The following is a 26747-nucleotide window of genomic DNA, read 5'->3' as shown; positions in this document are numbered from 1 at the left end:
TGACGACGCCAGGAACGCAGAAGGGGTGCGGCCACTCGGCCGCACCCCTTCACCTGTTCGAGTAGTTCCTCGTACTGTCGGACCAGGCCGTCGCTCCGGGTCAGATCAGCCCGTGCTCCCTGAGGTACTCCAGCTGTGCCCGGACCGACCACTCCGCCGCCGGCCACAGCGCACGGTCCACGTCCGCGTACACCCGGGCGACGACCTCCGCCGGGGTCCGCAGGCCGGCCTCGACCGCGGTCTCCACCTGGGCCAGCCGTGCCGCCCGGTGGGCCAGGTAGTACTCCACCGTCCCCAGCGCGTCGGCCAGCACCGGACCGTGTCCGGGCAGCACCGTGGCCACCCCGTGCTCGGCCGCGAGGGTGCGCAGCCGCCGCAGCGAGTCCAGGTAGTCGCCGAGGCGCCCGTCCGGGTGGGCCACCACCGTCGTCCCGCGGCCCAGGACGGTGTCGCCGGTCAGCACCGCCCGGTCCGCCGGGAGCTGGAAGCACAGCGAGTCCGAGGTGTGGCCCGGCGTGCCCACGATCCGCAGCTCCAGGCCGCCGACCTCCAGCACCTCGCCGTCCCGCAGCCCCTCGTCGCCGAGCCGCAGCGCCGGGTCGAGGGCCCGTACCCCGCTGCCGGTCAGCTCGGCGAAGCGGGCGGCGCCCTCGGCGTGGTCCGGATGGCCGTGGGTGAGCAGGGTGGCCGCCACCCGGCGACCGCTCTGCTCGACGCGGTCCAGGACGGCCCGCAGATGGCCCTCGTCCAGCGGCCCGGGGTCGACCACGACGGCCAGCTCGGAGCCGGGCTCGGCGAGGATCCAGGTGTTGGTGCCGTCCAGGGTCATCGGCGAGGCGTTTGGGGCCAGCACGCAGTACGCCCGCTCGGTGGCCTGACCTGCGATGCCGCCCGCGATCTCGCTCACTTCCCGGCCCCCGTCCCCGCGTGCACGGTCAGCTCCGGGTACCCGGGCCAGCGCAACGTCACCCCGCCGTCCTCCCGCAACGCCGCCTCGGCCATCACCGCCTCGACCCGTCGCCGGCCCGCGGCCGCCAGCGCGGCGCCGGCATCGGCGTACGGGGACAGCTCGCGCAGCGTGGTGACGGTGGGCGGCAGCATCCGGTAGGCGCCGCTCTCCACCCGGCGCACCGCCTCGCCCGGGGCCAGCCACTCCACCCGGTCGGCCTCCCCCGGCACCTCCGCGGTCCGCTGCCCCTCGGGCACCGCGGCGACGAAGAACCAGGTGTCGTAGCGGCGCTCCTCGAACTCCGGGGTCACCCAGCGGGCCCAGGCGCCCAGCAGGTCGCTGCGCAGCACCAGCCGCCGGCGGGTCAGGAACTCGGCGAAGGTCAGCCGGTGCGCCTCCAGCGCCGCCCGGTCCTCGCGCCACCGGTCGCCGCTGACGTCGGCGACCACCGACGTGGAGTCCGCGCCGGCCAGCAGCACCCCGGACTCCTCGAAGGTCTCCCGTACCGCGGCGCAGACGATGGCACGCGCGGTCTGCGGCGCGCAGCCCAGCCGCGCGCCCCACTCCTCGGCGGTCGGCCCGGCCCAGCCGAGGTCCGACGCACCGTCATGCAGGTCGACGCCCCCGCCGGGGAACGCGTACATCCCGCCCGCGAAGGCCATCGACGTCCGACGCCGGAGCAGGTACCCCTCCGCGCCGGAGGCGCCGTCGCGCAGCAGCACCACCGTCGCCGCGGGCCTGGGCGGCACCGGCTCCAGCTCCCCACGTCCCAACGCGGCAATCCGCTCGGCCCAGCCCGAAGGCAGCTCAGCACTCATGGGCGGATCGTACGGGGCCGCTGCCCGCGCCCCCATAGGGGCGCGGGGAACTGCGCAACAGCAACCCACCACCAACGTGGCGCCCTACTCCGAAACCCGAACCTGAATCTCCACCTCGACGGGCGCGTCCAGGGGCAGGACCGCCACCCCCACCGCGGACCGCGCGTGCACGCCCGCGGCGCCCAGCACCTCGCCGAGCAGCTCGCTCGCCCCGTTGACGACGCCCGGCTGCCCGGTGAAGTCCGTCGCCGAGGCGACGAAGCCGACCACCTTGACGACCTGCTCGATCCGGTCCAGATCGCCGACCACGGACTTCACCGCGGCCAGCGCGTTCAGCGCGCAGATCCGGGCCTGTGCCTTGGCCTCCTCCGCGGTGACCTCGGCGCCGACCTTCCCGGTCAACGCGAGCTTGCCTTCCACCATGGGCAGCTGCCCCGAGGTGAAGACGAACTCCCCCGCCCGCACGGCGGGGACGTACGCGGCCAGCGGCGGCACCACCTGCGGCAGCTCCAGCCCGAGCTCGGCGAGCTTGGCCTCGACCTTTCCGGCCATCAGGACTTCCCCTGCTTCTCTCGCTTGAGGTAGGCGACGAGCTGCTCGGGGTTGGGCCCGGGCACGACCTGGACGAGCTCGTAGCCGTCCTCGCCCCAGGTGTCCAGAATCTGCTTCGTCGCATGCACCAGCAGCGGCACGGTCACGTATTCCCACTTGGTCATGAGGGGACTCTAACCGGTCGCCGCCCCTGCGATGTCCCTGTGATCTGCGACACAAAGAGGTGCAAACGTCTCACCGTGGCAAGGCGTCTCCCGACGGCCGGGACGGCTCCTGGTTACGCTCGCCAGAAGACGCACAGCACGACGGCCACCGAACAGCCACCGATTGCCCATGAACCGATTGCCCAAGAACAGCCAGCGGACGGAGACGCACATGCCGGACTGGGAAGGGGTACGGCTGCATGTCGTCAGCGGTAAGGGCGGAACGGGCAAGACCACCGTCGCCGCCGCACTGGCCATGGCCCTGGCCGCCGACGGCAAGCGCACCCTGCTGATCGAGGTCGAGGAGCGGCAGGGCATCGCCGAACTGTTCGGCATCTCCGCGCTCCCCTACGAGGAACGCCGGGTCGCGAGCGTCGGCCCCGGAGCCCTGGGACGGAGCGGGGCCCGCACAGGCTCGGCGAAGGGCGGACGTGAAGGCGGGCGCGAGGGCGAGGTCTTCGCGCTGGCCATCGACATCGAACAGGCCCTGCTGGAGTACCTGGAGATGTTCTACAAGCTCGGCCGGGCCGGGAAGGCCCTGCGCAAGGTCGGCTTCATCGACTTCGCCACCACCATCGCGCCCGGGCTGCGTGACGTCCTGCTCACCGGCAAGGCCTGCGAGGCGGTCCGCCGCAAGGGCCCGGACGGGAAACGGCACTACGACGCGGTGGTGATGGACGCGCCGCCGACCGGGCGGGTCAGCCGCTTCCTGAACATCAACACCGAGGTCGCCGGGCTGGCCAGGTTCGGGCCGATCTTCACCCAGTCGCAGGCGGTGATGCGGGTGATCCGCTCCCCGGAGACCGCCGTCCACCTGGTGACGCTGCTGGAGGAGATGCCGGTCCAGGAGACCGTGGACGGCGTCGCGGAACTGCGCGCGGCCGGGCTGCCGGTCGGCGGGGTGTTCGTCAACATGGTGCGCCCCCCGATGCTGGACGAGGCCGCGATACTCGCTGCCGACGGGGACCATCGCGAGGAGCTGGGGATGGCTCTTGCCGACGCAGGGGTCGGCGCCCGTCCCGGCGGCGGGGCCAGGAAGACCGTCCCCGCCGCGACGAAGAAGCTGGTGGAGCCGCTGCTGGCGCAGGGCCGCGAGCACGCGGCCCGGGTGCTGCTGGAGCGCGAGCAGCGCGCCGATGTCCAGGCGCTGAAACTGCCCACCTACGAACTCCCGCTGCTGAGCGGCGGGGTGGACCTCGGCGGGCTCTACCGGTTGGCAGCAGCGTTGAAGGAGGAGGGGGCGGCATGACGGCAGCGACGACACCGACGGCACCGACGGCAGCGACCGGAAAGCAGACCGCTGGGCGGCAGCAGAGCGCTGACCCGCTGGCGGGCATGGCGCTGGACGTGGACGCGCTGATCGACGACCCCGCGACGGCGATCGTGGTCTGCTGCGGCTCGGGCGGCGTGGGCAAGACCACGACCGCCGCCGCGCTGGGGCTGCGCGCCGCCGAGCGCGGCCGCAAGGTCGTGGTGCTGACGATCGACCCGGCCCGCAGACTGGCCCAGTCGATGGGGCTGACCGAGCTGGACAACACCCCACGGGTCGTCAAGGACGTCGCCGGACCGGGCGAGTTGCAGGCCATGATGCTGGACATGAAGCGGACCTTCGACGAGGTCGTGCTCGCCCACGCCGACCCCGAGCGGGCCCGGCAGATCATGGAGAACCCCTTCTACCAGTCGCTCTCCTCCGGCTTCGCCGGCACCCAGGAGTACATGGCGATGGAGAAGCTGGGCCAGCTCCAGGCCACCGGCAGCTGGGACCTGATCGTCGTGGACACCCCGCCGAGCCGCTCGGCGCTGGACTTCCTGGACGCGCCCAACCGGCTCGGCTCCTTCCTGGACGGCAAGCTGATCCGGGTGCTGATGGCGCCGGCGAAGGTCGGCGGCCGCAGCGCGATGAAGTTCCTCAACGTCGGGATGACCATGTTCACCGGCGTGCTCGGCAAGATCCTCGGCGCCAATGTGCTGCAGGACGTGTCGACCTTCGTCGCCGCGATGGACTCGATGTTCGGCGGCTTCCGCGAGCGTGCCGACCGTACCTACCAACTGCTCCAGGCGCCGGGCACGGCCTTCCTGGTGGTGGCCGCCCCCGAGCGGGACGCGCTGCGCGAGGCGGCGTACTTCGTGGACCGGCTGGAGACGGACCGGATGCCGCTGGCCGGGCTGGTGCTGAACCGGGTGCACCGGACCGGCGCACCCCAGCTCACTGCGGAGCGGGCGCTGGCGGCCGCGGAGACCCTGGAGGGGGACGCGGACACCGACTCCTCCGACGGTGGCGAGGCAGGGGGGAGTGCCTTCGCGCAGGAGTCGGAGGTGCTGGCCGCCGGGCTGCTCAGACTGCACGCGGACCGGGTCAGGACCATCACGCACGAGCGCCGGATGCGGGACCGCTTCGTCTCGATCTACCCGGACGTGCCGCTGGTCGAGGTGCCCGCCCTGGCCGGTGACGTGCACGACCTGGAGGGCCTGCGGGAGATCGGCGAGCGCCTGGCAGCGGGCTGACCCTCGGCCCGGCGGTGGCCGGCCAGGGTCCGAACCAGCTCCGGGTTCGACCAGGTCCGGTTCCGAACGTGACGGCACGACTCCGCCGCCCGTGGCCCGGCCCGTTGCGGCCGGACACGGGGCGTGGAGTAGCCGTGCGGGACTGCGCGTGCTCGGACCGCCGCGGCGGCAGAGCCCGGCTCAGCCTGCTTCGGCGTAGTCCGGATCTCCGATGGAGAAGGTCTGCTCGTACTCGGTACGAGCCGTCTCCAGCAACCTTCGCCAGGAGATCACCGTTGGTCTGCGGCGCAGCAGAGCCCTGCGCTCGCGCTCCGTCATTCCCCCCCACACGCCGAACTCGACGCGATTGTCGAGGGCATCCGCCAGGCACTCGGTGCGGACCGGGCAACCGGTGCACACCGCCTTGGCGCGGTTCTGTGCCGCCCCCTGAACGAACAGTTCGTCCGGATCACTGGTGCGGCAGGCTGCCTGCGCACTCCAGTCGTCAACCCAGCCCATGCTGGTGCCGTCCTCTCCCGAATCGAGGCTCCCCCACGGCGGCAACGGCATATTCGCTGTTGCCAGTTGAGGACGTTACGGAAGAAGAGCAGGTTGCAACAGCCCCTTGGGGCCCAATCCTGTATGGCCCGTTCGGACTATGCGTGCGGAATAGATCACCCACTGGAGTGAGTGCAGGTTGGAGGGCCGTACAGGCTTCGGGGACCTGGACGACACTGCCCTTCCTGGCTCAGTTCCTGGCATATGACCGCGATCCGGACAGATCTCATCACCCACAAGAGTGAAGTGAGTGAGCGCTCGGGAACTTGTCGCAAGCTTGTGACAAGAGTAGGCGAACAGATGCCCGCCTGTCCGGCTAACGCGTCGTAAGGTGCTGCCCATGGCGAAGCGCTCTCGATCTCCGTTGTACAAGGTGGGTCTCGGTCTGAACCTGGTCGGCGCGAGTGTGCTGGCCGGAACGCTGGTCGCCGGACTGGCCCTGCCCGCCGTGGGCGCCCTCGGGTTCGGCGCGAAGTCGGCGACGACCTCCTTCAACGAGATCCCGGCGGAGTTCACCGCACCGACCCTGTCGCAGGCGTCGACCATCTACGACGCCAACGGCGGAGTGATCGCCAAGGTCTACGCCCGCGACCGCACCGTGGTGCCGATCAGCAAGATCGCCCCGGTGATGCGGCAGGCGCTGGTCGACATCGAGGACAACCGCTACTACCAGCACGGTGCGATCGACCTCCAGGGCACCCTGCGCGCGCTGACCAAGAACGCCTCCTCCGGCGCCTCCCAGGGCGGGTCCACGCTGACCCAGCAGCTGGTGAAGAACATGAACGTGGAGCTGGCCGGCAACGACCCGACCAAGGTCCGCGAGGCCCAGGCGCAGACCATCGGGCGCAAGATCTCCGAGCTGAAGGTCGCCATCAAGCTGGAGGAGACGCTCACCAAGGACCAGATCCTCACCGACTACCTCAACATCACCTTCTGGGGCGAGCAGGCCTACGGCATCGAGGCCGCCTCCGAGCGCTACTTCAGCGTCCACGCCAGCCAGCTGACCGTCCCCCAGGCCGCCATGCTGGCCGGCATGGTGCAGTCGCCCAGCAACTACGACCCGCTGCTCTACGCCCCCGCGGCCACCACGCGCCGCAACGAGGTGCTGGACGCGATGGCGAAGTACGGCTCCATCACCGCGGCCCAGGCCGCGGTCTACAAGGCCAAGCCGCTGGGGCTGAAGGTGAGCCGTCCCAAGGAGGGCTGCATCACCGCCAGGAACGGCGAGCAGTTCTTCTGCGACTACGTCGAGCACATCTTCCTGAGCAACCCGGTCTTCGGTCAGACGGCGCAGGCCCGGCAGGCGCTGTGGGACCGCGGCGGGCTGGACATCCACACCACGATCGACCCCAAGGTGCAGACGGCCCTGCAGAAGTCGGTCACCTCGCACGTCCACGCCGACGAGAAGGCCGCCACGGCGATGACCATCATCCAGCCGGGCACCGGCAAGATCATGGGCATGGGGCAGAGCCGCCCGTACGGCAACGGGTCCAGCGCCGGCGTCACCACGCTGAACTACAACGTGGACCGCACCATGGGCGGCGGCGGGGGCTTCCCGACCGGGTCGACCGTCAAGCCGATCACCGCGGCCGCCGCGCTGGAGAACGGCATCGGCATGGACCAGACCTACGACGCCCCGTTCACCGAGCCGTACCCGGCGATGACCGACTGCAAGGGCAACCACCTGCGCGAGGTGACCAACCCGCCGGACATGAACGACTCCACCACCCTGGTCGGCCCGTTCAACATGCCCACGGCGATGGCCAAGTCGGTGAACACCTACTTCGTGCCGCTGGAGAAGGACGCCGGCCTCTGCAACGTCGTCGCCGACGCCATCACCACCATGCTCAAGGGCGTGGTCGAGGACGGCACCGGCGCGGCCGACGGCTTCACCGACGGCCGCCCCAGCGCGGGCAAGACCGGCACCACCAATGAGCACCTTCAGGTCTGGTTCGTCGGCTTCACCCCCCAGCTCTCCGGCGCCACCGTCGTCAGCGACACCGGCGCCAAGCTCACCCCGCTCTACGACGGCCAGACCATCGGCGGCACCTCCTACGGCAAGGATGAGGTCTTCGGCAGCACGATCGCCGGTCCGATATGGCACGACGCCATGGACGACGCGCTGCGCGGCGTCGGGTTCAGGTACTTCCACACCGTCAGCCTCCCTGCGCCGGTCAAGACCAAGGCCCAGCAGGCCAAGGACAAGAACAAGAACAAGACCGGCGGGACCACCGCGGGCACCACCACCGGGACCACGGCGGGAACCACCGGAACCACGACCGCCGGCACCACCGGGACCACGGGCACCACCGGCACGAACCTGATCGGCGGGCTCACCGGGGGCACCGGAGTAACCGGCCGCTGAGGCTCCGCCCACAGGCCCGCGCAGCAACGCTGAGGGGCGCCCGGTCAACTCCCGGGCGCCCCTCAGCGCGTCGTCATACTGTGCCGGCGGTCTGCGCTCCGGCGGCTCTGCAGTCGTGCCGTGCCGCCGGCGCTCGGCGCGCCGCCTCAGCCCGCCAGGGCCTGCCGCACCGCCGCGGCCACCCGGCCGCCCTCGGCCAGCCCGGCCACCTTCGGGTTCACCAGCTTCATCACCGCACCCATCGCACGGGGCCCCTCGGCGCCCGCGGCCCTGGCCTCGGCGACGGCGGTGGCGACGATCTCGTCCAGCTCATCGTCCGTCAGCTGCTTGGGCAGGTACGCGGCCAGCAGCTCACCCTCGGCCCGCTCGCGCGCCGCCGACTCCGGACGTCCGCCGGCCTCGAAGGCCTCGGCCGCCTCACGGCGCTTCTTCGCCTCACGGGTGATCACCTTGAGCACCTCCTCGTCGGAGAGCTCGCGCGCCACCTTCCCGGCCACCTCCTCGGTGGTGATGGCGGACAGGGTGAGCCGGATCGTGCCGGAGCGCAGCTCGTCCCTGGCCCGGATCGAGGCCGTGAGGTCCTCCTGCAGCTGCTTCTTGAGCGTCGTGGTCATGTACGCAAGTCTCGCATCCCCGACAAGGCGACGCGCTGCCAATTAACACCGCCGCCCCGAGCCGCCGACCCGGCCGACGCGCCGTGTCGCCGACCCCCGCCGCCGACCCCCGCCGCGCCACACCGGTGCTCGCCGTACGGACGCACTCTGCGACCATGGACGGATGCGACCGCTCTACGCCGTACCCCTGGGAATCGCCGCCACCGGCGCGGCCTGCGTGGCCTACGCCGCCGGTTACGAAGTGCGCTCGTTCCGGCTGCGCCGGGTGACCGTACCCGTGCTGCCGGCCGGAGCGCCGCCGCTACGCGTGCTGCAGCTGTCGGACATCCACATGGTCAACGGGCAGGGCAAGAAGCAGCGCTGGCTGCGTGAGCTGGCCTCGCTCAAACCGGACCTGGTGGTGAACACCGGCGACAACCTCTCCGACCCGGAGGCGATCCCGCAGACCCTGGACGCCCTCGGCCCGCTGATGGACTTCCCGGGCGTATACGTCTTCGGCTCCAACGACTACTACGGGCCGGTCCCGAAGAGCCCGACCCGCTATCTGGGCGCGATGCTGAGCGGCGACCACGGCATGAACGGGGCGGACGGCACCCCCCGCCGCGGCATCGTCGGCGCGGTCCACAACCCGTGGGAGGACCTGCGGGACGGCTTCGACCGGGCCGGCTGGCTGAACCTGACCAACACCCGCGGCCGGCTCAAGATCGAGGGGCTGGACCTGGAGTTCACCGGCCTGGACGACCCGCACATCCGCCGGGACCGCTACGCCCGGGTCGCCGGCGGTCCAGACGCCGACGCCGACCTCTCCATCGGCCTCGTGCACGCCCCGTACCTGCGCGCCCTGGACGCCTTCACCGCCGACGGCTATCCGCTGGTCCTGGCCGGGCACACCCACGGCGGGCAGCTGTGCGTGCCCTTCTACGGCGCCCTGGTCACCAACTGCGACCTGGACCGGGGACGGGTCAAGGGCCTGTCCCGGCACTCCGCGGGGGGCCACGAGTCCTATCTGCACGTGTCGGCGGGCTGCGGCACCAACCGCTACACCCCGGTGCGCTTCGCCTGCCCGCCCGAGGCCACCCTGCTGACCCTGACGGCCGGCCCCGCCGCCTGAGCCGTCGGACCGCTGAGTCCTCGGCCCGCGGGCCCGCCTGCCGCGGGGCCGTGGGCCGCGGCCGTCGCAGCTGTCGCGAGCGCCGCCGCCGGGTAGCGCGGCCGCCGTGGCCGGCTAGACCGGCGGCTGCAGCCACCCCTGCTGGCGGGCGGTGTCCGCGGCCACCTTCAGCAGCCGCTCGATCGCGGGCGAGCGGTTCGGTCCCCGGGTGATCAGGTGGACCTCCACCGTCGTCGCGGGGACCAGCGGCAGCCACAGCAGCCCGGCCGGCAGCCCCACCCGCCCGGTCTCGCCCACGATGGTGACCGCGGCGCCGGAGGCGACCGGGGTGTAGGAGGCGTCGAAGTCCAGCCCGCGCACCAGCACCTCGGGCTTGGCCCCGGCCTTGGCGCAGATGTCCATGATCTGGTCGTAGTGGCCCGGATTGTGGTCCCTGGCGTGCAGCAGCAACTTGACGCCGTCCAGCTCGGCCGGGTCCACGCCGCCCGCAGCCCCGCCCTGGGCCAGCGGGTGGTCCCGGCTGACGATCAGCCCCTGCCGCTCCAGCCGCAGCAGGGTCAGCACCAGCTCCTGCTGCGGCGGCGCGCAACGCACCAGGCCGACGTCCAGGGTGCCGGCCGCGACTCCGGCCACGATGTCGGCGAAGGACATCACCCGGGCCGACACCTCGATGCCCGGCGCCTCCTCGCTCATCGCGAGCAGCAGCTGCGGCGCGGTCTCGTACCCGGCGCTCATGCCGTAGCCCAGGCTGATGCTGCCCAGGCTGCCGTCCGCGAAGCCGCGGACCCCGCGCCACAGGCTGTCGGCGGCGTCCAGCAGCGCGGGACCGCGCTCCAGCAGCATCAGACCGGCCTCGGTCGGCTCCACCTTGTGCGTGGTTCTGCTGAGCAGTTCCACACCCAACTCCCGCTCCAATTCCCGTACTTGACGACTCAGTGCCGGCTGGGCGATATGCAGTCGCTCGGCGGCGCGGGTGAAGTTCCGCTCCTCCGCGACAGCGAGGAAGTAACGCAAGCGACGCAGTTCGGACATGCACCCATCCTAGGCGTGCGGTCATGCCGTGTCGGCATGGACCGATGGAAAACAAGTCTTTCCCTACCCCGGGAGCCGCTCAGTAGATTCGAGTCAACAGCAGCGAGAAGGAATTGCGAAGGAGTGGAAATGAACACGAACACCACCGAAATCAGCCGGAACGTCGTCGAGGCCTATATCGAGGCGCTGAGCTCCGGGCGGATCGACGACGCGAAGGCGATGTTCGCCGAGGACGCCACCTGGACGCTCGGCGGCGACCTGCCGATGTCGGGGACCTGGCACGGTCGCAAGGGGATCTTCGAGGACTTCCTCGGACTCGCCTTCGGACGCCTCGACGCCACCACCGTCGCCCTGAACACCACCAACCTGGTCGCCGTCGGCGACACCGTGGTGGTCGAGTGGACCTCCGACGCCACCGCCCGCGACGGCGGCCACTACCACCAGCAGTGCGCCGGCTTCTTCATCGTGCGGGACGGACTCATCGCCGCGGTCCGCGAGTACTTCGACACCGACCACGCCCGCCGCGTCCTTTTCGCCGCCTGACAAGACATCGCAACAACACATCGCACCGGAACAGAGAGGGGGATACAACACCATGAAGGCCGTGATTCCCACCGGGGACATTTCCAACGCCGTGGAATTCGGCGAGGTCCCGGAGCCCGAACCGCGTGCGGACGAGGCCGTGGTCGCCGTCGAGGCGTACTCGGTCAACCGCGGCGAGACCTTCCTGCTGGAGCACCCGCGGCACGGCTGGCGTCCCGGCAAGGACATCGCCGGGAGGGTGGTCCGCGCCGCCGCCGACGGCAGCGGACCGGCTGAAGGGTCCAGGGTGGTGGGCCACCCCGCCGCCGCCGGCTGGGCCGAGCGGGTCGCCGTACCCGTCCACAGCCTGGCCGCCCTCCCGGACCGGGTGGACAGCACCACCGCGGCCGCACTGCCGCTGGCCGGGCTGACCGCGCTGCGCCTGCTGCGCGCGGCCGGCCCGGTCGCCGGCCGGCGGGTACTGCTCACCGGCGCGAGCGGCGGCGTCGGCCACTACCTCACCGAGCTCGCCTCCGGCAGCGGCGCGCAGATCACCGCGGTCAGCGCGAGCCAGGAGCGCGGCGTCCGCCTGCTGGAGCTCGGCGCGACCGAGGTCGTCACGGACGTGGAGAAGGCGACCGGCCCCTTCGACATCGTGCTGGAGTCCGTCGGCGGCACCTCGCTCCCGGCCGGCCTGGCCCGGCTCGCCCCCGAGGGCCTGCTGGTCTGGTTCGGCCAGGCCAGCCGCACCCCGGTCACCCTCAACTTCTTCGACTTCTTCAAGACCGCGGTCGGCGGCTCCATCCGCCACTTCGACTACACCCGCAGCGACCGCAGCTACGCCGACGACCTGGCCGTCCTGGTCCGCCTCGTCGCCACCGGCCGGCTCCACCCCGAGATCGGCCTCCGCCAGGACTGGTCCCACACCGCCCCGGCCATCACCGCCCTCCGCACCCGCAACATCCGCGGCAACGCCGTCCTGGTCACCTCCTGACCTGCACGGTCGCCGCCCCCCGAAGAAACGCGATTTCGTCCCACGCCCCGGGTCCGCTAGAGTAATCCTCGTTGCACCGGGGTGTGGCGCAGCTTGGTAGCGCGCTTCGTTCGGGACGAAGAGGCCGTGGGTTCAAATCCCGCCACCCCGACTGGTGAAACAGCAGGTCAGGGCCGGTTTTCCCTTGGGGGAGACCGGCCCTGATCCGTTTCTTCGGGGGCCTTGGGAGAAAATTGGGAGAAGATCTTGGAATCGCTCTCCCGGGGTCCGGTTTCTGAGGCGGTTTCAGCAGCTCGTCCAGGGCTGCGACCGGGGAGCCCGGGGCCATCTTCCGCCGGAGCGCGAGGGCTTCCTCCCACTGCTCGGTGAGGGCCTCCATCAGCCGGCGCCGCATCGCCGGGGTGACGTGGGAGTACCGCGACTGGACCGAGCCGTCCTCGTGGCCGAGGCGCTCGTCCATGAGCTTCGGCGGGGTGCCCATCTCCTCCATGATCGACTTGTGGGTGTGCCGCAGCCCGTGCGGCGTGAGCCCCGGAGCTATCGGCACCCAGCACGCCTCGGCCCGCTGGGACGCTCCCCGACCGCGCGCCGGCAGGCCCGGCCACGGCTCGGCGAGCAGCGGCACCGGGTGCGCGTCGTAGGGGGCGCGCCTCGGGTAGAGGCCGGTGGTGGCGGGGTGGAACAGCCAGGAGCCGAAGCCGCTCCGCCGCCAGTGGTCCGCTTCCTTCCCGATCGCGCCGTTGCGGACGTACCCGAGCTCGGCGACGGCCGCCTCGACCTTGAGGCGGGTCGCCTCCGGCACGGTGTCCGGGCGGTTGAGCACGTTGGAGACGGTGCCGGTGGAGACCCCCGCGCGACGGGCCACATCGGCGAGCTTCGCGCCGGGTCGGCGCAGTGCCCCGTTGGCGGTGCCGTGGCCGCTGAAGGCGTAGGTCAGGCCGTGGCAGGAGCAGGGCTCGGCCTTCTTGCGGGAGACATGGCGGGCCAGGAGCACGGAGAGCCACTCCGGGGTGTCGATGGTGCGGTAGGAGTCGTCCTTGGGCGGGCAGCGGTGCAGCTCACCGGTGTCCAGTTCGTAGAGCTGCCACTCCACGCGGACAGCGGCGGACCGTATGAACTGCGTCTCCAGGCCGACGACTTCGCCCCAGCGCATGCCGGTGTAGCCCTTGGCGACGCAGGCCACGAACTCGTCGTCGCGCCCGGACAGCAGAGCGGCCCGTTCGCCGATCAACAGGATGCCGAGCGCGTCGGTGATCACCTTCTCCGGCCCGCGGTTGCGCGAGCGGCCAGCCCTCTTGCCCCGGCCTCGGCGCTTGGCGGCCGGGTTGACCTCGCGCAGCCCCTCCTCGACCGCGTCGCCGAGGATCAGGTGCAGGGTGCTGCGCCAGGTCTTGATGCTGGACGGCGCATAGCCGCGCTCGCGCTCCAGCTTCACCCAGGCGTCAACGTCGAGCTTGGTGATCGCGCCGACCTCAGCGTCGTTGAACTGCGGGAGCAGGTGCTCCTCTATGTGGCGGCGGTAGTTCTGCATGGTCGAGGCGGCCAGGTCCTGGCCGGCGTACCAGCGGCTGGCGTACTCGCCGAAGGTGATCTGGCCGCCGGACGGGTCGTGCCACCGGCCGCCGCGGACCTTGGCTTCCTCCTCTTCAGCGGCCTGCTCGGCAGCGCGCTTGGTACGGAAGCGCACGGTGTCGCCGTTCTCGTCCGCGAGGGTGCCGTACTTCCCGGGAGCGATCTTGTATCGAGCGCGCCAGTAGTCGCCGCGCTTCTCGCCGTATCCCAACTCTTACTACTCCTTCTGCGCTGTCGCCGCTCTCGGCGGCCTTGGGGGTCGGGGACTTCTTGGAGCGTGCCCGGCTCGGAGGCCGGGCCTTGAGGCGGCCCTCCACTACGACCGTCGGCGACCTGCGCGGGGCGGCCCTGGCGGAGGGAAGGAGGTCAGACGTCGTATCGGGAGTCGGCCGCTCTTCGAAGATGCGGATGATCTCCGCCACGTGTTCGGCGGTGAAGCGGTAGCTGCCTCCGAGGCGGGTGAAGGGGACTCGTCGCCTCCTGGCCTGCTCTTTGACCCACCACTCCGAGCAGCCGAGGATGGCGGCGACCTGGGCGGAGCAGTAGAGGACAGGCAGTCCGGGAGGGCTGGCCGGGGCGCCGGGGTCGCGCCCAGCTGCGGTAGGGGGCAAAGGGTGTGCGTCCTTAGCTCCAGCGCGCCGAGCCGAGTCGGCTGCGGCGGCTGGTCTCGTGGGTGGTGGCGCGTCACATCACCGGGCAGGAGGTGACGGCAGATGCGGAAGGTGAGCATCGCGCGACGCGCCGATGATCTCGAACCATGCGGACGGCATGGCGAGTTGGTGGAACTCTCTCCGACGGGTGGACGGCAGAGCACGCGGGAGGGAGGGATCGAGCCGTCAGAAGGCTCTGGCGGAAGACCGGTTGTCCGGGCCCGGGTGGACGTCCGGGTGAGGCTCTGCCGCTTCCGATGATCGCCGGGAGTGGTCGCTGGCGATCGATGACGTGCAGCGATGGCCGCCTGGGCTGCGGCCGGGGCGGTTGGGCAGCTCCTCGCGTATGGAGTGGGAGCCGTGCTTGCGGCTGGCCGGCTTCAGGCAGGCTTTGCCGAACGGGTTGCCGGCGCGGATGTCGCGGCAGTAGCAGCGGCGGTAGGTGGAACCCTTCATGCAGTCTCCTCTTGTCTTGGTGGTCGGTGCGGGCGGATCAGGTGTCGTAGACGTCCGGGTCCAGTGGCAGTAGGCCCTCGGCCTGCAGTTCCGCCCTGTCGGAGGCAAGGAGGGCAGTGATCTTGTCCCGGCGCTTCTGGAGCCGGGCAATGTTGTCCTGGAGCTTCCTGCGCTCGCTGAAGTGGACGCAGTTCCGCAGCGATGCTTGGAGTTCTGGGAGGTCGTAGTCGATTTCCGCCAGAGCCCGTTGCTGCTTGGCGTGATCGCGGTAGATGAAGAGCCAGTTGTCCTCCTCGCCGCGGCCCAGTCCGGAGAACCAGTTCGCAGCGGTGAGCGCGGGCCGGGGTCCGCCCGGCAGCGGGTGGACGGTTTCCCGGCGGCCGACGGGGAAGAGCAGGGCCACCGGGACGCAGTCCAGTGCCTTCGCCAGGACGAGGAGCTCAACGATCTGCAGGGAATGGCGCCTGCCGCTCTCCAGGTTGGCGAGCACGTTTCGGGGGACGGGATAACCGACGTCACCGCACCGCGCGGCGAGTTCGTGCTGGCTCAGGCCCAGTTCGGTGCGCCGGCGGCAGACCTCGGCCGCCACCGTGGCGACCACGGCCTTGGACCATTCCTCCCCCCATTTGTCTCCGAACAGTGCGGCGTGCTCGTCAAAGGCTTCGTCCTCGCTCTCGTCAGTGACCCCCTCCCATTCCTCGTCCTCCCACTCCTCGTCGTCCCGTTGGCCGTCTCCTCCAGTATCCGGAGAGCGCTGTGTCATAGCGACACAGTATCTGCTGCCAGGCTTGTGAACAGGTCGGGAGTCCCACGTGTTCCCGAGTGTTCAGCCTGTCTGGAGGAATCCTTGGATACAGCCCGCCCTGCGCGCCTGCCTGGCTCGGTCCGAACTGCTCGCTCTACCCGTCTCCGTGGGCCTGGAGATGGCGAAGCGGGCGATCAGCCAGGGCCGGAGCAAGGGGTCCGGCCTGGCAGGCCGCGATGCCTACCCGTGCCGGGTGCTGCGCTTGGGGAAGTGCTACCGCGTGATCACCGAAGACCTGCTCCGGGTGCTGGGGATCACGGAGCTGGGGAGTCAACCTGATGTGTGATCAGGGTCTCTGGGGCGTACCGGAGTTGCGCCGCTTGTTCGTGGTACGTTCCGTGGTCCACGAACTGAATAGGCGACCCCGGCAGCGCTCGAACGCTCCGGGGTCCGGCACCAGGAGCACTCAACTCCCCATGCTGATCCATCGTAGCGCGCACACGCGCGCGTTCATCGTCCTGCCCAACGCCCTGCTGCAGGACCGCAGGCTGTCCTACACCGCCCGCGGCCTGCTCGCAGACCTCCTCTCGCGCCCGGACGGCTGGCGCGAGGACGGCCGGCAGATGGCCGACTCCAGCCCGCAGGGCCGTACTGCGGTCTACAAGGCGCTCCGGGAGCTGGCCGGGGCCGGGTACTACCGGGTGGTGCGGGTCCGCCGCGCCGACGGGACCTTCCACAACGAGTCCCACGTCTACGACACCCCGCAGACCGGCCAGCCGCCGGGGGGACGGGCCGGGGAGAGCACCGCTCCGGGTGCCGTCGGTCCGGAGTCCGGTAGCGCGGCTGTCGATCCTGCTGGCTCCAACCCCGTAAAGGACCTGGAGAAAGAACCCTCCCTCCCCGAACGCCGCCAACGGGCCGACGGGGAGGGCGGGCGGGAAGCCGCCGATCCCACCACCACACCCCAGGAATCTGATGCGGCAGCCCCCGCCGCAGAGGGCCCTGTTAGGCGGGCGGCGCAGACGCTGCTGCGTGCGCTGGGCGCCGAGCCGCGCCTGCGGCTCGGCATCCTCGAGGCCGTGGCCTTGGCACCCCAGGTACTGCCGTGGCTGGAGCGCGGGTGCAGCGAGCGCGACCTGCGCGACGCGCTGCTGAGCGGGCTGCCGGACCGGGTCCACAGCGCGAGCGCGCTGCTGCGCGACCGCCTGGAGCGCAAGCTGCCACCCGCACCAGCCCAGGTGACCGCGTCCGGACCTGCCAGCACCCCGCTGAAGGAGTGCCCGACCTGCGGCGACCCGGTACGACAGGCGGGCAACTGCCGCACCTGCGCCGGGCTCGGCCCACACAGGGTCGCCGTCGGCACGGGCGCAGCCGCCTCCCGGCGCGGAGCCGCCCTGGTCCGCGCCGCCATGCGACCCGCCAGCCGCCAACCCGCCCTCAGCGGAACCTGACCTACCAGTACTGGTCCAGTGCGATCCTCCCCGCCGCGCCCGTTCCACGGCTTGGTGGTCTGATCCCCATGGCCAGTCCTGTCCCCGATCCTGGTCCGTCCGCGGTCTTGGTCCCGATCGCGGTCCTGGTCCCCGCTTTTGGTCCGGTCCCCACGGCCGGTCCTGGTCCCGGGCCGGAGAGCGTCCTGATCTGGTCCGCGCAGTTGGTCCCGTCCCCGTCCCCGTCCCCGTCCCCGTCCCCGTCCCCGTCCCCGTCCCCGTCCCCGTCCCCGGTCATGATCCCGGTCCGGTCCGTGCAGCTGGTCCCAGTCCGGTCAGCTGGTCCGGGACCAGGTCCGCGGCGTCGGTCGTGGTCCGGGACCAGGTCCGCGGCGTCGTGGTCCGGGACCAGGTCCGCGGCGTCGTGGTCCGGGACCAGGTCCGCGGCGTCGTGGTCCGGAATGACTTCCGGACCACCTCCGCCCCACCCGTGCGACCCGCTGGCCTGCCCAGTCCATCCGCCTCGCGGTGGCCCGGACACCCCACCGTGGACCGGGTGCCGCGTCCGCACGCACCAGCCGCCTGTACACCGAACCCTGGAGCCGCCCATGAATGACCGACCCGAACACCGCCCGTCCGCCATCGCATCCGAGGCAACTAAGCTGGTCAGCAGTGATGCTGATGGCTCGTGCGCGACAGGCGGAGCAAGCTGGAGCAATCTCCACATCGCCGGGGGCGATGCGGGGATTGCGCTTGACCCCGCCCCGGCGGGGGCGGGGTCCGGCCGGGCCCAGCGGGGCACGGTCGGGGGAGGGGAGGCCGAGCGCGGCTTCCTCCCAGGGCGGGATCAGCCCACTGAACACCCTGTGCGTTTCGCGCCGACCGTGACCGACGACGAGTTCGTGCAGCACGGCATCGCCGCCCTCGACACCCCCGTACTGCCCATCACCACCGACCGGCTCGTCACCAGCCGACGGCCGTTGAGCGAGATCCTCTACCGGCCGCGCAGCGGTACCCGGCGCGACATCCAGCTGACCGCCTCCGCCGAACCGGCCGAGAAGGCGTTCATCGACCTCGCCGCCAAAGCGGCCAAGCGCTCCCGCTCGGCCTACCTCATGGACGCCGCCCTGACGTTCGCCCACGCCTACCTCAGCGACCAGCGCCCCGACGGTGTCCCGGCGCTGCCCTCACCCCGGGCGCTCCAGGACCTGGCCGTGCTGTTCGGGAAGCTGCTGCGTGAACTGCACCGGGTGGGAGTGAACCTCAACCAGCTCACCCGCGCCGTGAACATGGGCGTCCTGCCCGACCGAGCCGAGGAGGTCCTGGACGAGGTCAGTGCCCTGGCCCGCGCCGGGCACCTCGCCCTGGAACACGTGGTGGCGGGGTGCCGCCATGGTGCCTGACGTCTCCACCGGCGACCGCACCCGCGGCCTCCTCTCCTATTTGTTCGGCCCAGGGAGGCGCGACGAGCACACCGACCCCCACATCGTCGGCGCCTTCGCCACCCCCGGCCTGCCCGACCCCGGCCGCGCACCCATCGACCAGCACCACCAACTCCTCTCGGAACTCGCCCACTACCTCGACCAGCCCGTACGCGTACGCGAGCAGCGCACCGGCACCAAGGTGCCCCAGCACGTGTGGCACTGCCCGGTGCGCACCGCACCGGGCGACCGGTACCTGACCGACGAGGAATGGGCCCAAGTCGCACGGCGCATCGTGCACGCCACCGGCATCGCCCCCGACGGCGACGACGCCGGCTGCCGGTGGATCGCGGTACGGCACGCCGAGGACCACATCCACATCATGGCCACCAGCGTGCGCGAGGACGGCCGCCGCCCGCGCACCAACCGCGACGGCCAACGCGCCCAGGCCGAATGCCGCAGGATCGAGAAGGAACTCGGCCTGCGCCGCCTCAAATCCGGCGACTTCACCGCCGCCCCCACGCCCACCAGCGCCGAACAGGCCAAAACGCAACGAGCAGGCAAGACCGAGACGGCGCGCAAGTGGCTGCGCGAGCAGGCGTACGCCGCAGCCGCAGCCGCCCGCGACGAAGCCGACTACTTCTCCACCCTGGGCGCCCTCGGCATCAAGGTCAAGTACCGGCTCGGGCCGCAGAGCGGCGAGGTCACCGGCTACAGCCTCGCCGCGCCCCAGGACACCAACGGCCAGGACCAGCCCGTCTACTTCAGCGGCTCCGCCCTGGCCCCCGACCTGTCCCTCAACCGCCTGCGCGAGCGCCTGGCCGCCCACGACCTCGCCGACCAGCCCACCGCCCGCACCACCGGCCCCAGCCCCTGGCACCGCGCCGACACCGCCCTGCGCGACCTCCATACCGACCTCCTCGATCAGGAACCCGCCGACGGCACTGGCACTGGCACCGAGCAGGACGTCGTCGTCCAGGCCCAGGCCGCCGCGTTCAGCGAACTCCTCCACAACGCTGCCGCCACCGCACCCGACCACCTGCGGGCCGAACTGCGGTCAGCGGCAGCCGCGTTCAACCGCGCCAACCGCTCCGCCATCCGCGCCCAACACGCGAGCGCCACCGCGGTGCGCACCGCCGCCAAGGAACTGCTCCACATCCGGGCCCCAAACCAGGACGGCGAGGCGGCCGCCTCGCTGCTGTGCACCGCCGTGTTCGTCCTGATCGCCCTGGCCCGCTGGCACCAGGCCCGCGACCACCAGCAGCAAACGGCGGCAGCCCGCCGAGCCCTGGCCCACCTCCAGGCCGCCTACCAGCGCAGCGCCAGGCCCGTCCTGGCCGACCTCGCCGCCCGCACTCCCAGCCCACAGGCCACCACGCGCCTGGTCGCCGACCTGCGCGCCGCCGTCCCCGAGCATGCCGACCGCATCCTCGCCGACCCCGTCTGGCCCGCCCTGGCCACCACCCTCGCCAAAGCCGAAAGCGCCGGCCACAATCCCCGCCGCACCCTGGCGACAGCCGCCCAACTGCGCGAACTCGACACCGCCGACCACCCCGCCGAAGTCCTCAACTGGCGCATCCACCACCACGCCACCGAACACCGAGCCGCACGAGTCCGGGCCGCCACCGCACGACCCCACCGCCACACAACCCCAGCCACAGGCTCCGCAGACGCCACCGGAAGCACACCAACGCGAAGCACACCAGCCGACCAGCAAGCATCCACAAAGCGTCGCTGACACAACATCAGCCGGACACCCCAACCACGATCAGTTTCTGATTCCCTGCACGATCAGCTTCTGATCGACGCAGGAATCAGAAACTGATCGCCCCCGCACCCACCCGAAGCGGTGCAGGAGGCAGGCTGCTGAGCCGACCAGCCGTTCAGTCCCTGATCATGAGCGACGTTCAGTTTCTAATCGCCGCAGGAATCAGAGACTGAACGGCAGTCCATCGGTCGAACCGGCAAACGGACCAGGCTGCGGAGCGGCATCAAGTCCCGGAGCTACGACGGACGACGGTCTCGTGCTGCCCGAGGCCCCGAACAGCACGCACCGCCGGCGTTGCTCTCGGCAGGAGTCGGGCCACCGGTGTCGTTTCGATGTCGTCTTCGCAATTGGGGAACTTTTCGGCACCCAGGGTCCTTGTGTCGCTGCTCCAGCACCCGCCCCAGCAGGAGGACCATGTGACCGACCCGCACCAGGCCGACGACCAGCCCACCCCGCACATCCCCGACTACCCGATCGAACTGCCCCCGCTGCTGCCCGGCCAGGTGCTCGCCCGCACCATCCCCCACGGCGGCGAACTGCGCCCCCGCGGCTTCCTGATCACCTGCGCCTACTGCGACGCCACCCGCGACTGGCTCATCGTCGAGGTCCTCAGCAAGGTCTACATCCGGTGCCGCTGCACCCATGAATGGCTCGAACCCGACCTCGACTTGGACGCCTTCAACGACCTCTTCGGCGAAGTGATCCGCGTCTGGGACAGCTTCCCTGAGGTTGTCGCCGGGCTCGGCTTCGACGGCACCTTCGCGGGAACCTACCTGGACTAACGGGTCGAATTGCATCTGCAGCAACAATTCGACATGCGACGATCAGGCGGCTGACGGGCAGCTCAGCCGGGGTTTGGGCCTCCAACTCATGCTCCGGCTGAAACCGTTGACCTGCGCCGCGTAACCGATGCAACGATGTTGCGTCGGATGCAACAGTCGGGGGTAGGCCAGTGGATCTCCCCGGCGGGGCGTACCTGGTGCTGGCTGCGGGGGGCATCCACCCTGCTCCCGCAGTCGGGTGAACAGTGACGCCTCCTGCGCTCCGCCGCAGTACCACCCGCATCACCGCCATCGTGAAGGCAGTCCTCGCACTCCACCTTGCCACGTCAGCCTGAGAGTGGAAAACGCTGACCAACGGATCGTCGCGAAACATCGGGGTTGCGTTGCGTGGCCGGTTTGGCTGACGTGGCAGCAGGCTGACTGGAACGATCAGTCGCCATGGACTACTTCACGCTCGCGGCCGACTTACGCGACCCGGGCCAGGCAGCAGTCGCGGCGGCGCTGCGATGTTCCTGGAAATCCAAGGAGGAGCGGTGGCACGGCTGACCCCGGTGCGTCCGGCTGTACGAGTGGCAGTTATCGGAGCCGCGGCCACAGTAGTGGCGGCTCTCATCGCCGCTATCGCCCTGTTTGCCACCTCTGGGGGGAGCAAGGAGCAGGATCACAGTTTCAATTGCGGCAACGGATCCACCTGCTCCCAAACGAACGGCGAGCAGCCACCTTCGCCTCAACCGCAGCCAGCCATCACTCTGCGGGCAACAACAACGACAAGCGACGGGATTCCCCCGGAATCCGAAGCCCCCGTCGATGCAGACCCGCACCGTGACCCGCCCGTAGGGTGGCACGACTTCAGTTGTTTCAACAATACGCCAGGGCGCGTGAAGCCCCATAGGCTGCAGGCAACATCGGTATTCGCTGACGTTCAGGGCAAGCGAGTCAAAGTAGGGATCTTTGTAGTGTTTCAGAACTTGGCGCCGGGTTGTGGAATGGTCTGGGCTGAGTTCTGGACCGACAACTCTGGAATGCCATTTCGAAAGTACCTGAAGCAGCTCACGATCAGCATCGACTGCGACAACGACGGAACCCCGCACTCCGCATTGTGGGATCCGGATCTGGATCACTCGAAGCCACAGAGCGACATTTGGACGCCTAGCTACCAGTACAAGATTGGGAACTACTACGAGGCGGTTGTTCAGCTGTCGACGTAGGTGATGCACCGCGAGATCCGTCAAGGCGGCGTCCGATGCGGACCCGCCTCTCCATCGGACACCCTGGCGGGAGCGAGTCGCGAACGGTCACTTCGGGCAGTCGACTCCTTCGACAATGTTCCAATTTAGGTCGTACTCCGCTGTCGCCCATGTGAACGTGGCCATTGACGCGGTGTGCTCGCAGGATCTTGCGGTGCCATTGATCACGGGGGCGGCACTCCAATCCCACCAGCACGGATTGTGGATCGTATAGTGATATCCATCCCGAGTACATCCTGCCGATCGATCGCCCGGCCCTGTCCGCGCTCCGCATACCCCGCGTCTCCACCTGACATTTGCGACGGCAGCACCGCAGAGGCAACGCTGATGGGCTGCCCGATCGAGGTCGGGCAGCCCATCAACGCTGAAGATCAGCTGGAGCGTCGGCGCAGGAGGAGCGCCAGGGTCCGTCGGGCGTCGCGGCGTCGCTGCGGGTTCCGGGCGAGGACGGACAGCGCCGCGAGCGAGAGCACTGCGGCGCACTGGACGGTGCGGGTGATGCCGGCGAGAGCGGCACCAGAGGCGAGCAGAGTGGGTAGCGTGGTCACGGCCACGATCTCCTTTGCTGAGGCACACCTGCGCTTGTTCGCCGGTGTGTGGTTGAACCCTCTGGCGTCCGGTGGGTTTCCGGCGATCTCCTACTGCTGGTTAGGCTGATGACTACGCTGGTCAGCGCGACGTTGCGGACTTTCCGGAGGGTTCCGGTCGCGGTTTAGGGGTGGAGGAGGGGATGGTGGCCGGTTCGGCCGTGGAGGCGCTCGGCGAGGCGTTGACGGCGTTGTGGGAGGCGGCCGGCCGCCCCGTGCGCAACGGCTTGCTCCGGATCCCGGGGATGAAGGACGTTGTTAAGCGCTCGACGCTGAGCGACTGGATGCGTGGGAAGAGCGCGCCGTCGAAGGGGAACAGCAAGGCGTTTTTCGCCCTGATCGACTACCTCAACGGACGGGTCGCACCGCCGAAGGGTCCCACCCCCGCAGGGTTGCTTCGGAGCCGGTGGAAGAAGCTGCTGGAGGACGCACAGGCCGAGAAGCAGAACAACCGCGGCGGCCGGCCGCCACAAGCTGCCAAGGCTGACGAACGCGTTCCGACCTACCCCGCAGCGCACCTGGAGGGCGTGAGGGAGGACGACCGTGCTCTCCGTGAGCATGACCTGTGGGTTAGGGAGAACGTCCTTTCCGATGTGCTGATCGGCCGCGAGGAGGAGTTGGCGGAGCTTCTGGCGTTCTGCACCGCGGCCGAGGGCGGCGCCGGGTCGGGGTACGCGTGGTGGCAGGCGGGGCCGTGGGCCGGGAAGACGGCCTTGTTGGCGGACTTCGTGGTGCGCGGCAAGCCGTCGGACTCGGTGGAGGTCGTGAGCTACTTCATCGGCCGCCGCCTTGCGAACAACGACCGGAGCGCGTTTCTGGACGGGGTCGCGAGGCAGCTGGCCGTGGTGGCCGGGTTGAAGATGACAAGGGAGATGCGTCGGCCCGCGGCGTTTCCCGGTCTGTGCGCCGACGCAGCGGCGGCCTGCCGCGCGCGGGGCCGGAGCCTGCTTCTGGTCGTCGACGGCCTGGACGAGGGTGTCGTGGAAACCGGGCGGAGCATCGCCGGAGTGCTGCCGAAGAGGCTCCCGCGCGGCATGCTCGTCCTGGTCTCGGGCCGGCCGAACCCGCGGATCCCGGACGAGGTCGCAGTTGACCATCCGCTCCGGTACCCGGAGATCGTCCGCCTGCTCGCGTCGTCGGCCGACGCGAAGGTCATCAGGTCCATGGCGACGCAGGATCTTGAGGAGCTCCTGGACGACCGGGTCGGGAGCGCGCTATTGAGCCTCCTCACGGTCGCTCAGGGCGGGCTTTCCGGTGCGGACCTGGCGTGCCTGACTGGCGTGAGGCCACGCGACATCGACGTGAAGCTGCACCGCATCACCGGGCGCAACTTCGTGGCTGAGAAGAGCAGCTACCGTCCTGGGCCGGATCTGGACGCCGATGCGCGCACCTATGTCCTGGGGCATGACGAGCTGTACCGGACTGCTCTGGCTGGGCTGGGCGAGGGTGCCGTAAGCGAGGCCGTGCAGCTGCTGCACAACTGGGCTGAGGAGTACCGGGAAGCGGGCTGGCCGACGGATACTCCGGCCTATCTCCTGTACTCGTACCCGGCGCTGCTCGACCGCACGGACGAGGTAGGGCGGCTGGCTGACGTCGTCCTGGATCCGCGTCGGCAGGTCGAATTGCTCCGGCGGTCGTCCGCTGATGCCGCCGTCGGCCAGCTGGAGCTGACGCGCCAACGTCTCCGCCAACGCGGTGAGGTCGACCTCGGGACACTGGCGGCGCTCGGGGTCTCGTGGGACGTGCTCACCGAGGGCGCGGGTGCGCTGCCGCCGAGCCTGGCCGAGGCTCTCGCTCGCCTGGGCCATGTCCAGCGCGCGCTGGAGGTGGCGCGCGCGGCCGCTCACCCGGCTGACCGCGCCCAGCGTCTTGCCGAGCTAGCGTGTGTTCTGGCGGAGGTCGACCCGTCGACCGCGGTCGAGGCGGCCCAGGAGGCCGCGGCGCTGGCACGCCGGGCCCGACTCGAAGCAGACATCGGGGAAGAGTTCGAGGCGGACGTTGCCGCAGGCGACGCCGCGGTGGCCTTGCTGACGGTCGGCCAGGATGACGAGGGACTCGAGCTTCTGGCGGTACTCCGACCTTGGGCGGCGCCCAAAGGCAATCTGTGTGTGGTGTTCTCCAGGGCTTCGCTCGCCGTCCGGCCTCGGTCGGTCGCGCTTGCAGAGGAACTGCTCGAGCGCGCGCAGAGGATCGCCGGGGAGGTGCAGGTCGAGCGGCTCCCGGATCCTGCTGCACCGATCACGGCGTGGGCGGCGATCGCAAGCGCCGCCACCCCGGCGCGGGAGGCCGAGATGTACGCGAAGATCAGCGAATACGCTGGCTCCCTTCCGTTGCGGGGGCTCCCCTCCTCCTACGTCCGCGCCTGCGCTGCGAAAGCTCTGTGCAGTACGCGGCCCGAACGAGCTGTGGAGCTCGCGCTGCAGTCGGCGCAGCAAATCGAGGACGCCGTGTCGGGCCCTGATGCCTCGACGCGTGATGAACCTCTCGACCGTGTCGACCTGGAGATCGCCGTGGGGACTTCGGTCGACGCGCTCGCCGCAGTGGGGGAGGTGGAAAGAGCCCGTGCTTTGGCCGCGGGTGTGCCCGCGGAACTGCGGGTTGGTGTGTTCGGTTCGGTGATCCGGTCAAGTGCCTTCGACGGGCTCGTTGGTTCGAATGCCGGGCCGGCGGAGTCGGCGGCGCGGCAGGCCGTCCAGCTCGCACGGGAGGGCGTGAGAGAGGAGGCGGAGCGGCTGCTCGGCGAGGCGACCGCCGAGCAGGATTCGCCGGTATGGCACCGATGGGAGACCGACCTGGACAGGCTCGCCCAGCCGTTGGCCGCCGTGGGTCGGTTTGCCGATGCCGAAGTGCTCGCCGTGAGCCTGGTCGATCCGCTGCGGAGAGTGCTGGCGCTGGCGGCGGTCGCGATCGAAGCGGCTGCGGCGGGAAACCTGCCCGACACGCATCGGCTGGCGCTCGAGGCAGCGGAAATCTCGCGCGGACTGGACGGCGCAGGCAACTTCAGCATCTTCGCAGGCTCCCCAGGTGATGACGTGATCACGGCGCAGGCGGCGGCAGCTCAGGCGCTCGCCCGCGCCGGCGACCGAGAGGCCGCCTTGGCCCTCGTCGAGGAGATCGCCCTCGCCAAGCCAGCGGCGGCCGCCCGAGCGACCACCGCGGTAGCGGCAGCCCTCCGGTTCACCGATCTGGAGGGCGCGGTCCGCCTCGTGGACACGCAGCGCGAACGTCTGATGACCGGGGACGAGAAGCCCGGAGGGAAGATCTGCGAACTGGTCCTGCTGCTGGTCTCCATCGCGGACGCCGACGAACAGTGCGCAGAGCGGATCGAACAAGCCATCGATGAGACATGGTCGTCGAATGGCATCGCCGCCCTTGAGAACGAGGACCAGTTGGCCGTCGCAATCCTGGAATCGCACCGGCAACGGGAGCCGGCCCTGCAACTGCTCGACCGAGTGGAACGGTCCCTGCAGAACGTCCCTCCGGAACATCGGGACTGTGGGGCCTTGGCGATCGCGCGCGCCGCGTTCGGGGACATTGAGGGAGCCCGCCGCGCAGCACTCGATACCCCCGTCCCATTCGGCCGGGCCGTCGCACTCGCTGCTGTGGCCGGCTACCTGAGCCGGGCAGAGATGGGCTTTCGATCGATGTCGTATTCGGCCCAGAGCGAGCTGCAGAAGCTCCTCCACCCTCTCGCCCTCCTGGTCGCACCACCTGACGCTGACGGGTCTCTGGATACTGCGGCCGGTTTCGCTCGATCAGCGCTCGAAGAGGGCGGCTGGCGCGCTGCTCTCCCGGCGCTGGCACACGTGGCCCCGCAGGCCGTAGAGCGGGTCCGCGACATCGTCTTCACCTATCAAGGCATCAGCCGTCGGCGGCCGTGATAGTCG

Annotated in this window: 21 protein-coding genes, 1 tRNA gene and 3 pseudogenes; 13 read left to right on the top strand and 12 right to left on the bottom strand. The window is 70.4% G+C overall.

What is annotated here, in order from left to right; translation table 11 throughout:
• Positions 1–118: 118 nt before the first annotated feature.
• The 5 genes and pseudogenes from IF29_RS48980 to IF29_RS45980 all read right to left on the bottom strand — a co-directional run.
• A pseudogene (locus IF29_RS48980) lies at positions 119–214 on the bottom strand (MBL fold metallo-hydrolase); the annotation flags it as partial.
• A gap of 147 nt (positions 215–361) precedes the next feature.
• Positions 362–829: pseudogene (locus tag IF29_RS48975) on the bottom strand (MBL fold metallo-hydrolase); the annotation flags it as partial.
• A 74-nt stretch (positions 830–903) separates the two neighbouring features.
• Positions 904–1767, bottom strand: coding sequence for an NUDIX hydrolase (locus tag IF29_RS0113805; protein WP_030253880.1), 864 nt, complete (start codon positions 1765–1767; stop codon positions 904–906).
• Between the two features lie 84 nt (positions 1768–1851).
• Positions 1852–2319, bottom strand: a complete 468-nt coding sequence (locus IF29_RS0113800; RefSeq protein WP_030253878.1) for a RidA family protein — start codon at positions 2317–2319, stop codon at positions 1852–1854.
• On the bottom strand, positions 2319–2483 hold the full coding sequence (locus tag IF29_RS45980; RefSeq protein WP_157623729.1) for a Sp36 family protein: 165 nt from the start codon (positions 2481–2483) through the stop codon (positions 2319–2321). Before IF29_RS45980 ends, IF29_RS0113800 begins: the two co-directional genes overlap by 1 nt.
• Before the next feature lie 211 nt (positions 2484–2694).
• Here IF29_RS45980 and bagA point away from each other — a divergent pair, with 211 nt between their 5' ends.
• Entirely contained in the window at positions 2695–3771 is a 1077-nt protein-coding gene (bagA, locus tag IF29_RS0113790) for an ATPase BagA (RefSeq protein WP_030253876.1), read from the top strand.
• Entirely contained in the window at positions 3768–5027 is a 1260-nt protein-coding gene (gene bagB / locus IF29_RS0113785) for an ATPase BagB (protein WP_037595134.1), read from the top strand. Before bagA ends, bagB begins: the two co-directional genes overlap by 4 nt.
• Positions 5028–5207: 180 nt before the next feature.
• Here bagB and IF29_RS0113780 read toward each other — a convergent pair whose 3' ends face one another.
• On the bottom strand, positions 5208–5525 hold the full coding sequence (locus IF29_RS0113780) for a WhiB family transcriptional regulator (RefSeq protein ID WP_037595132.1): 318 nt from the start codon (positions 5523–5525) through the stop codon (positions 5208–5210).
• Between the two features lie 379 nt (positions 5526–5904).
• Between IF29_RS0113780 and IF29_RS0113775 the strand changes: the two genes are divergently transcribed.
• Positions 5905–7929: a transglycosylase domain-containing protein gene (locus IF29_RS0113775; protein WP_157623728.1), complete on the top strand. Its 2025-nt coding sequence runs from the start codon at positions 5905–5907 to the stop codon at positions 7927–7929.
• Positions 7930–8075: 146 nt separating this feature from the next.
• Here IF29_RS0113775 and IF29_RS0113770 read toward each other — a convergent pair whose 3' ends face one another.
• Positions 8076–8543: a GatB/YqeY domain-containing protein gene (locus IF29_RS0113770; protein WP_030253869.1), complete on the bottom strand. Its 468-nt coding sequence runs from the start codon at positions 8541–8543 to the stop codon at positions 8076–8078.
• 163 nt (positions 8544–8706) lie between these two features.
• Between IF29_RS0113770 and IF29_RS0113765 the strand changes: the two genes are divergently transcribed.
• Positions 8707–9654: a metallophosphoesterase gene (locus tag IF29_RS0113765; RefSeq protein WP_030253867.1), complete on the top strand. Its 948-nt coding sequence runs from the start codon at positions 8707–8709 to the stop codon at positions 9652–9654.
• Positions 9655–9768: 114 nt separating this feature from the next.
• On the opposite strand, the gene IF29_RS0113760 is transcribed toward IF29_RS0113765, so the two are convergent.
• The gene (locus IF29_RS0113760; protein WP_030253866.1) at positions 9769–10686 is read right to left on the bottom strand and encodes a LysR family transcriptional regulator; all 918 of its coding nucleotides are present in this window, start codon (positions 10684–10686) and stop codon (positions 9769–9771) included.
• Positions 10687–10815: 129 nt separating this feature from the next.
• Here IF29_RS0113760 and IF29_RS0113755 point away from each other — a divergent pair, with 129 nt between their 5' ends.
• From IF29_RS0113755 to IF29_RS0113745, 3 genes are all read left to right on the top strand, one after another.
• The gene (locus IF29_RS0113755) at positions 10816–11229 is read left to right on the top strand and encodes a nuclear transport factor 2 family protein (protein ID WP_030253864.1); all 414 of its coding nucleotides are present in this window, start codon (positions 10816–10818) and stop codon (positions 11227–11229) included.
• A gap of 52 nt (positions 11230–11281) precedes the next feature.
• The gene (locus IF29_RS0113750) at positions 11282–12202 is read left to right on the top strand and encodes a zinc-binding dehydrogenase (RefSeq protein ID WP_030253862.1); all 921 of its coding nucleotides are present in this window, start codon (positions 11282–11284) and stop codon (positions 12200–12202) included.
• 77 nt (positions 12203–12279) lie between these two features.
• Positions 12280–12353, top strand: a tRNA-Pro gene (locus IF29_RS0113745).
• A 258-nt stretch (positions 12354–12611) separates the two neighbouring features.
• Here IF29_RS0113745 and IF29_RS48970 read toward each other — a convergent pair.
• From IF29_RS48970 to IF29_RS43510, 3 genes and pseudogenes are all read right to left on the bottom strand, one after another.
• Positions 12612–13733: pseudogene (locus IF29_RS48970) on the bottom strand (LacI family DNA-binding transcriptional regulator); the annotation flags it as partial.
• 877 nt (positions 13734–14610) lie between these two features.
• Complete coding sequence (locus tag IF29_RS44855; RefSeq protein ID WP_084714129.1) at positions 14611–14880, bottom strand: hypothetical protein; 270 nt, start codon at positions 14878–14880, stop codon at positions 14611–14613.
• A 37-nt stretch (positions 14881–14917) separates the two neighbouring features.
• Positions 14918–15643, bottom strand: coding sequence for a helix-turn-helix domain-containing protein (locus IF29_RS43510; protein ID WP_051725278.1), 726 nt, complete (start codon positions 15641–15643; stop codon positions 14918–14920).
• A 458-nt stretch (positions 15644–16101) separates the two neighbouring features.
• Between IF29_RS43510 and IF29_RS43505 the strand changes: the two genes are divergently transcribed.
• The 5 genes from IF29_RS43505 to IF29_RS45970 all read left to right on the top strand — a co-directional run bounded on the left by IF29_RS43505 (position 16102) and on the right by IF29_RS45970 (position 22234).
• Positions 16102–17076, top strand: a complete 975-nt coding sequence (locus IF29_RS43505; protein ID WP_051725277.1) for a hypothetical protein — start codon at positions 16102–16104, stop codon at positions 17074–17076.
• Between the two features lie 863 nt (positions 17077–17939).
• Positions 17940–18458: a plasmid mobilization relaxosome protein MobC gene (gene mobC, locus IF29_RS46855; protein WP_198037444.1), complete on the top strand. Its 519-nt coding sequence runs from the start codon at positions 17940–17942 to the stop codon at positions 18456–18458.
• Positions 18448–20214, top strand: a complete 1767-nt coding sequence (locus IF29_RS0113705) for a relaxase/mobilization nuclease domain-containing protein (RefSeq protein ID WP_030253849.1) — start codon at positions 18448–18450, stop codon at positions 20212–20214. The genes mobC and IF29_RS0113705 overlap by 11 nt, the downstream gene beginning before the upstream one ends.
• Before the next feature lie 446 nt (positions 20215–20660).
• Positions 20661–21026 (top strand): hypothetical protein, encoded by a 366-nt coding sequence (locus IF29_RS43500; protein ID WP_157623726.1) that lies wholly within the window; start codon positions 20661–20663, stop codon positions 21024–21026.
• A gap of 533 nt (positions 21027–21559) precedes the next feature.
• On the top strand, positions 21560–22234 hold the full coding sequence (locus IF29_RS45970; protein WP_157623725.1) for a hypothetical protein: 675 nt from the start codon (positions 21560–21562) through the stop codon (positions 22232–22234).
• Positions 22235–22644: 410 nt separating this feature from the next.
• Here the strand turns inward: IF29_RS45970 and IF29_RS45965 are convergent, their stop codons facing one another.
• Entirely contained in the window at positions 22645–22821 is a 177-nt protein-coding gene (locus IF29_RS45965) for a hypothetical protein (protein ID WP_157623724.1), read from the bottom strand.
• A 182-nt stretch (positions 22822–23003) separates the two neighbouring features.
• Here IF29_RS45965 and IF29_RS0113685 point away from each other — a divergent pair, with 182 nt between their 5' ends.
• Positions 23004–26741: a hypothetical protein gene (locus tag IF29_RS0113685; protein WP_157623723.1), complete on the top strand. Its 3738-nt coding sequence runs from the start codon at positions 23004–23006 to the stop codon at positions 26739–26741.
• Positions 26742–26747: the final 6 nt, after the last annotated feature.

This window comes from Streptacidiphilus jeojiense (assembly GCF_000719095.1).
Classification (GTDB): Bacteria; Actinomycetota; Actinomycetes; order Streptomycetales; family Streptomycetaceae; genus Streptacidiphilus; species Streptacidiphilus jeojiensis.
This window is presented reverse-complemented; position numbering and strand designations above follow the sequence as displayed.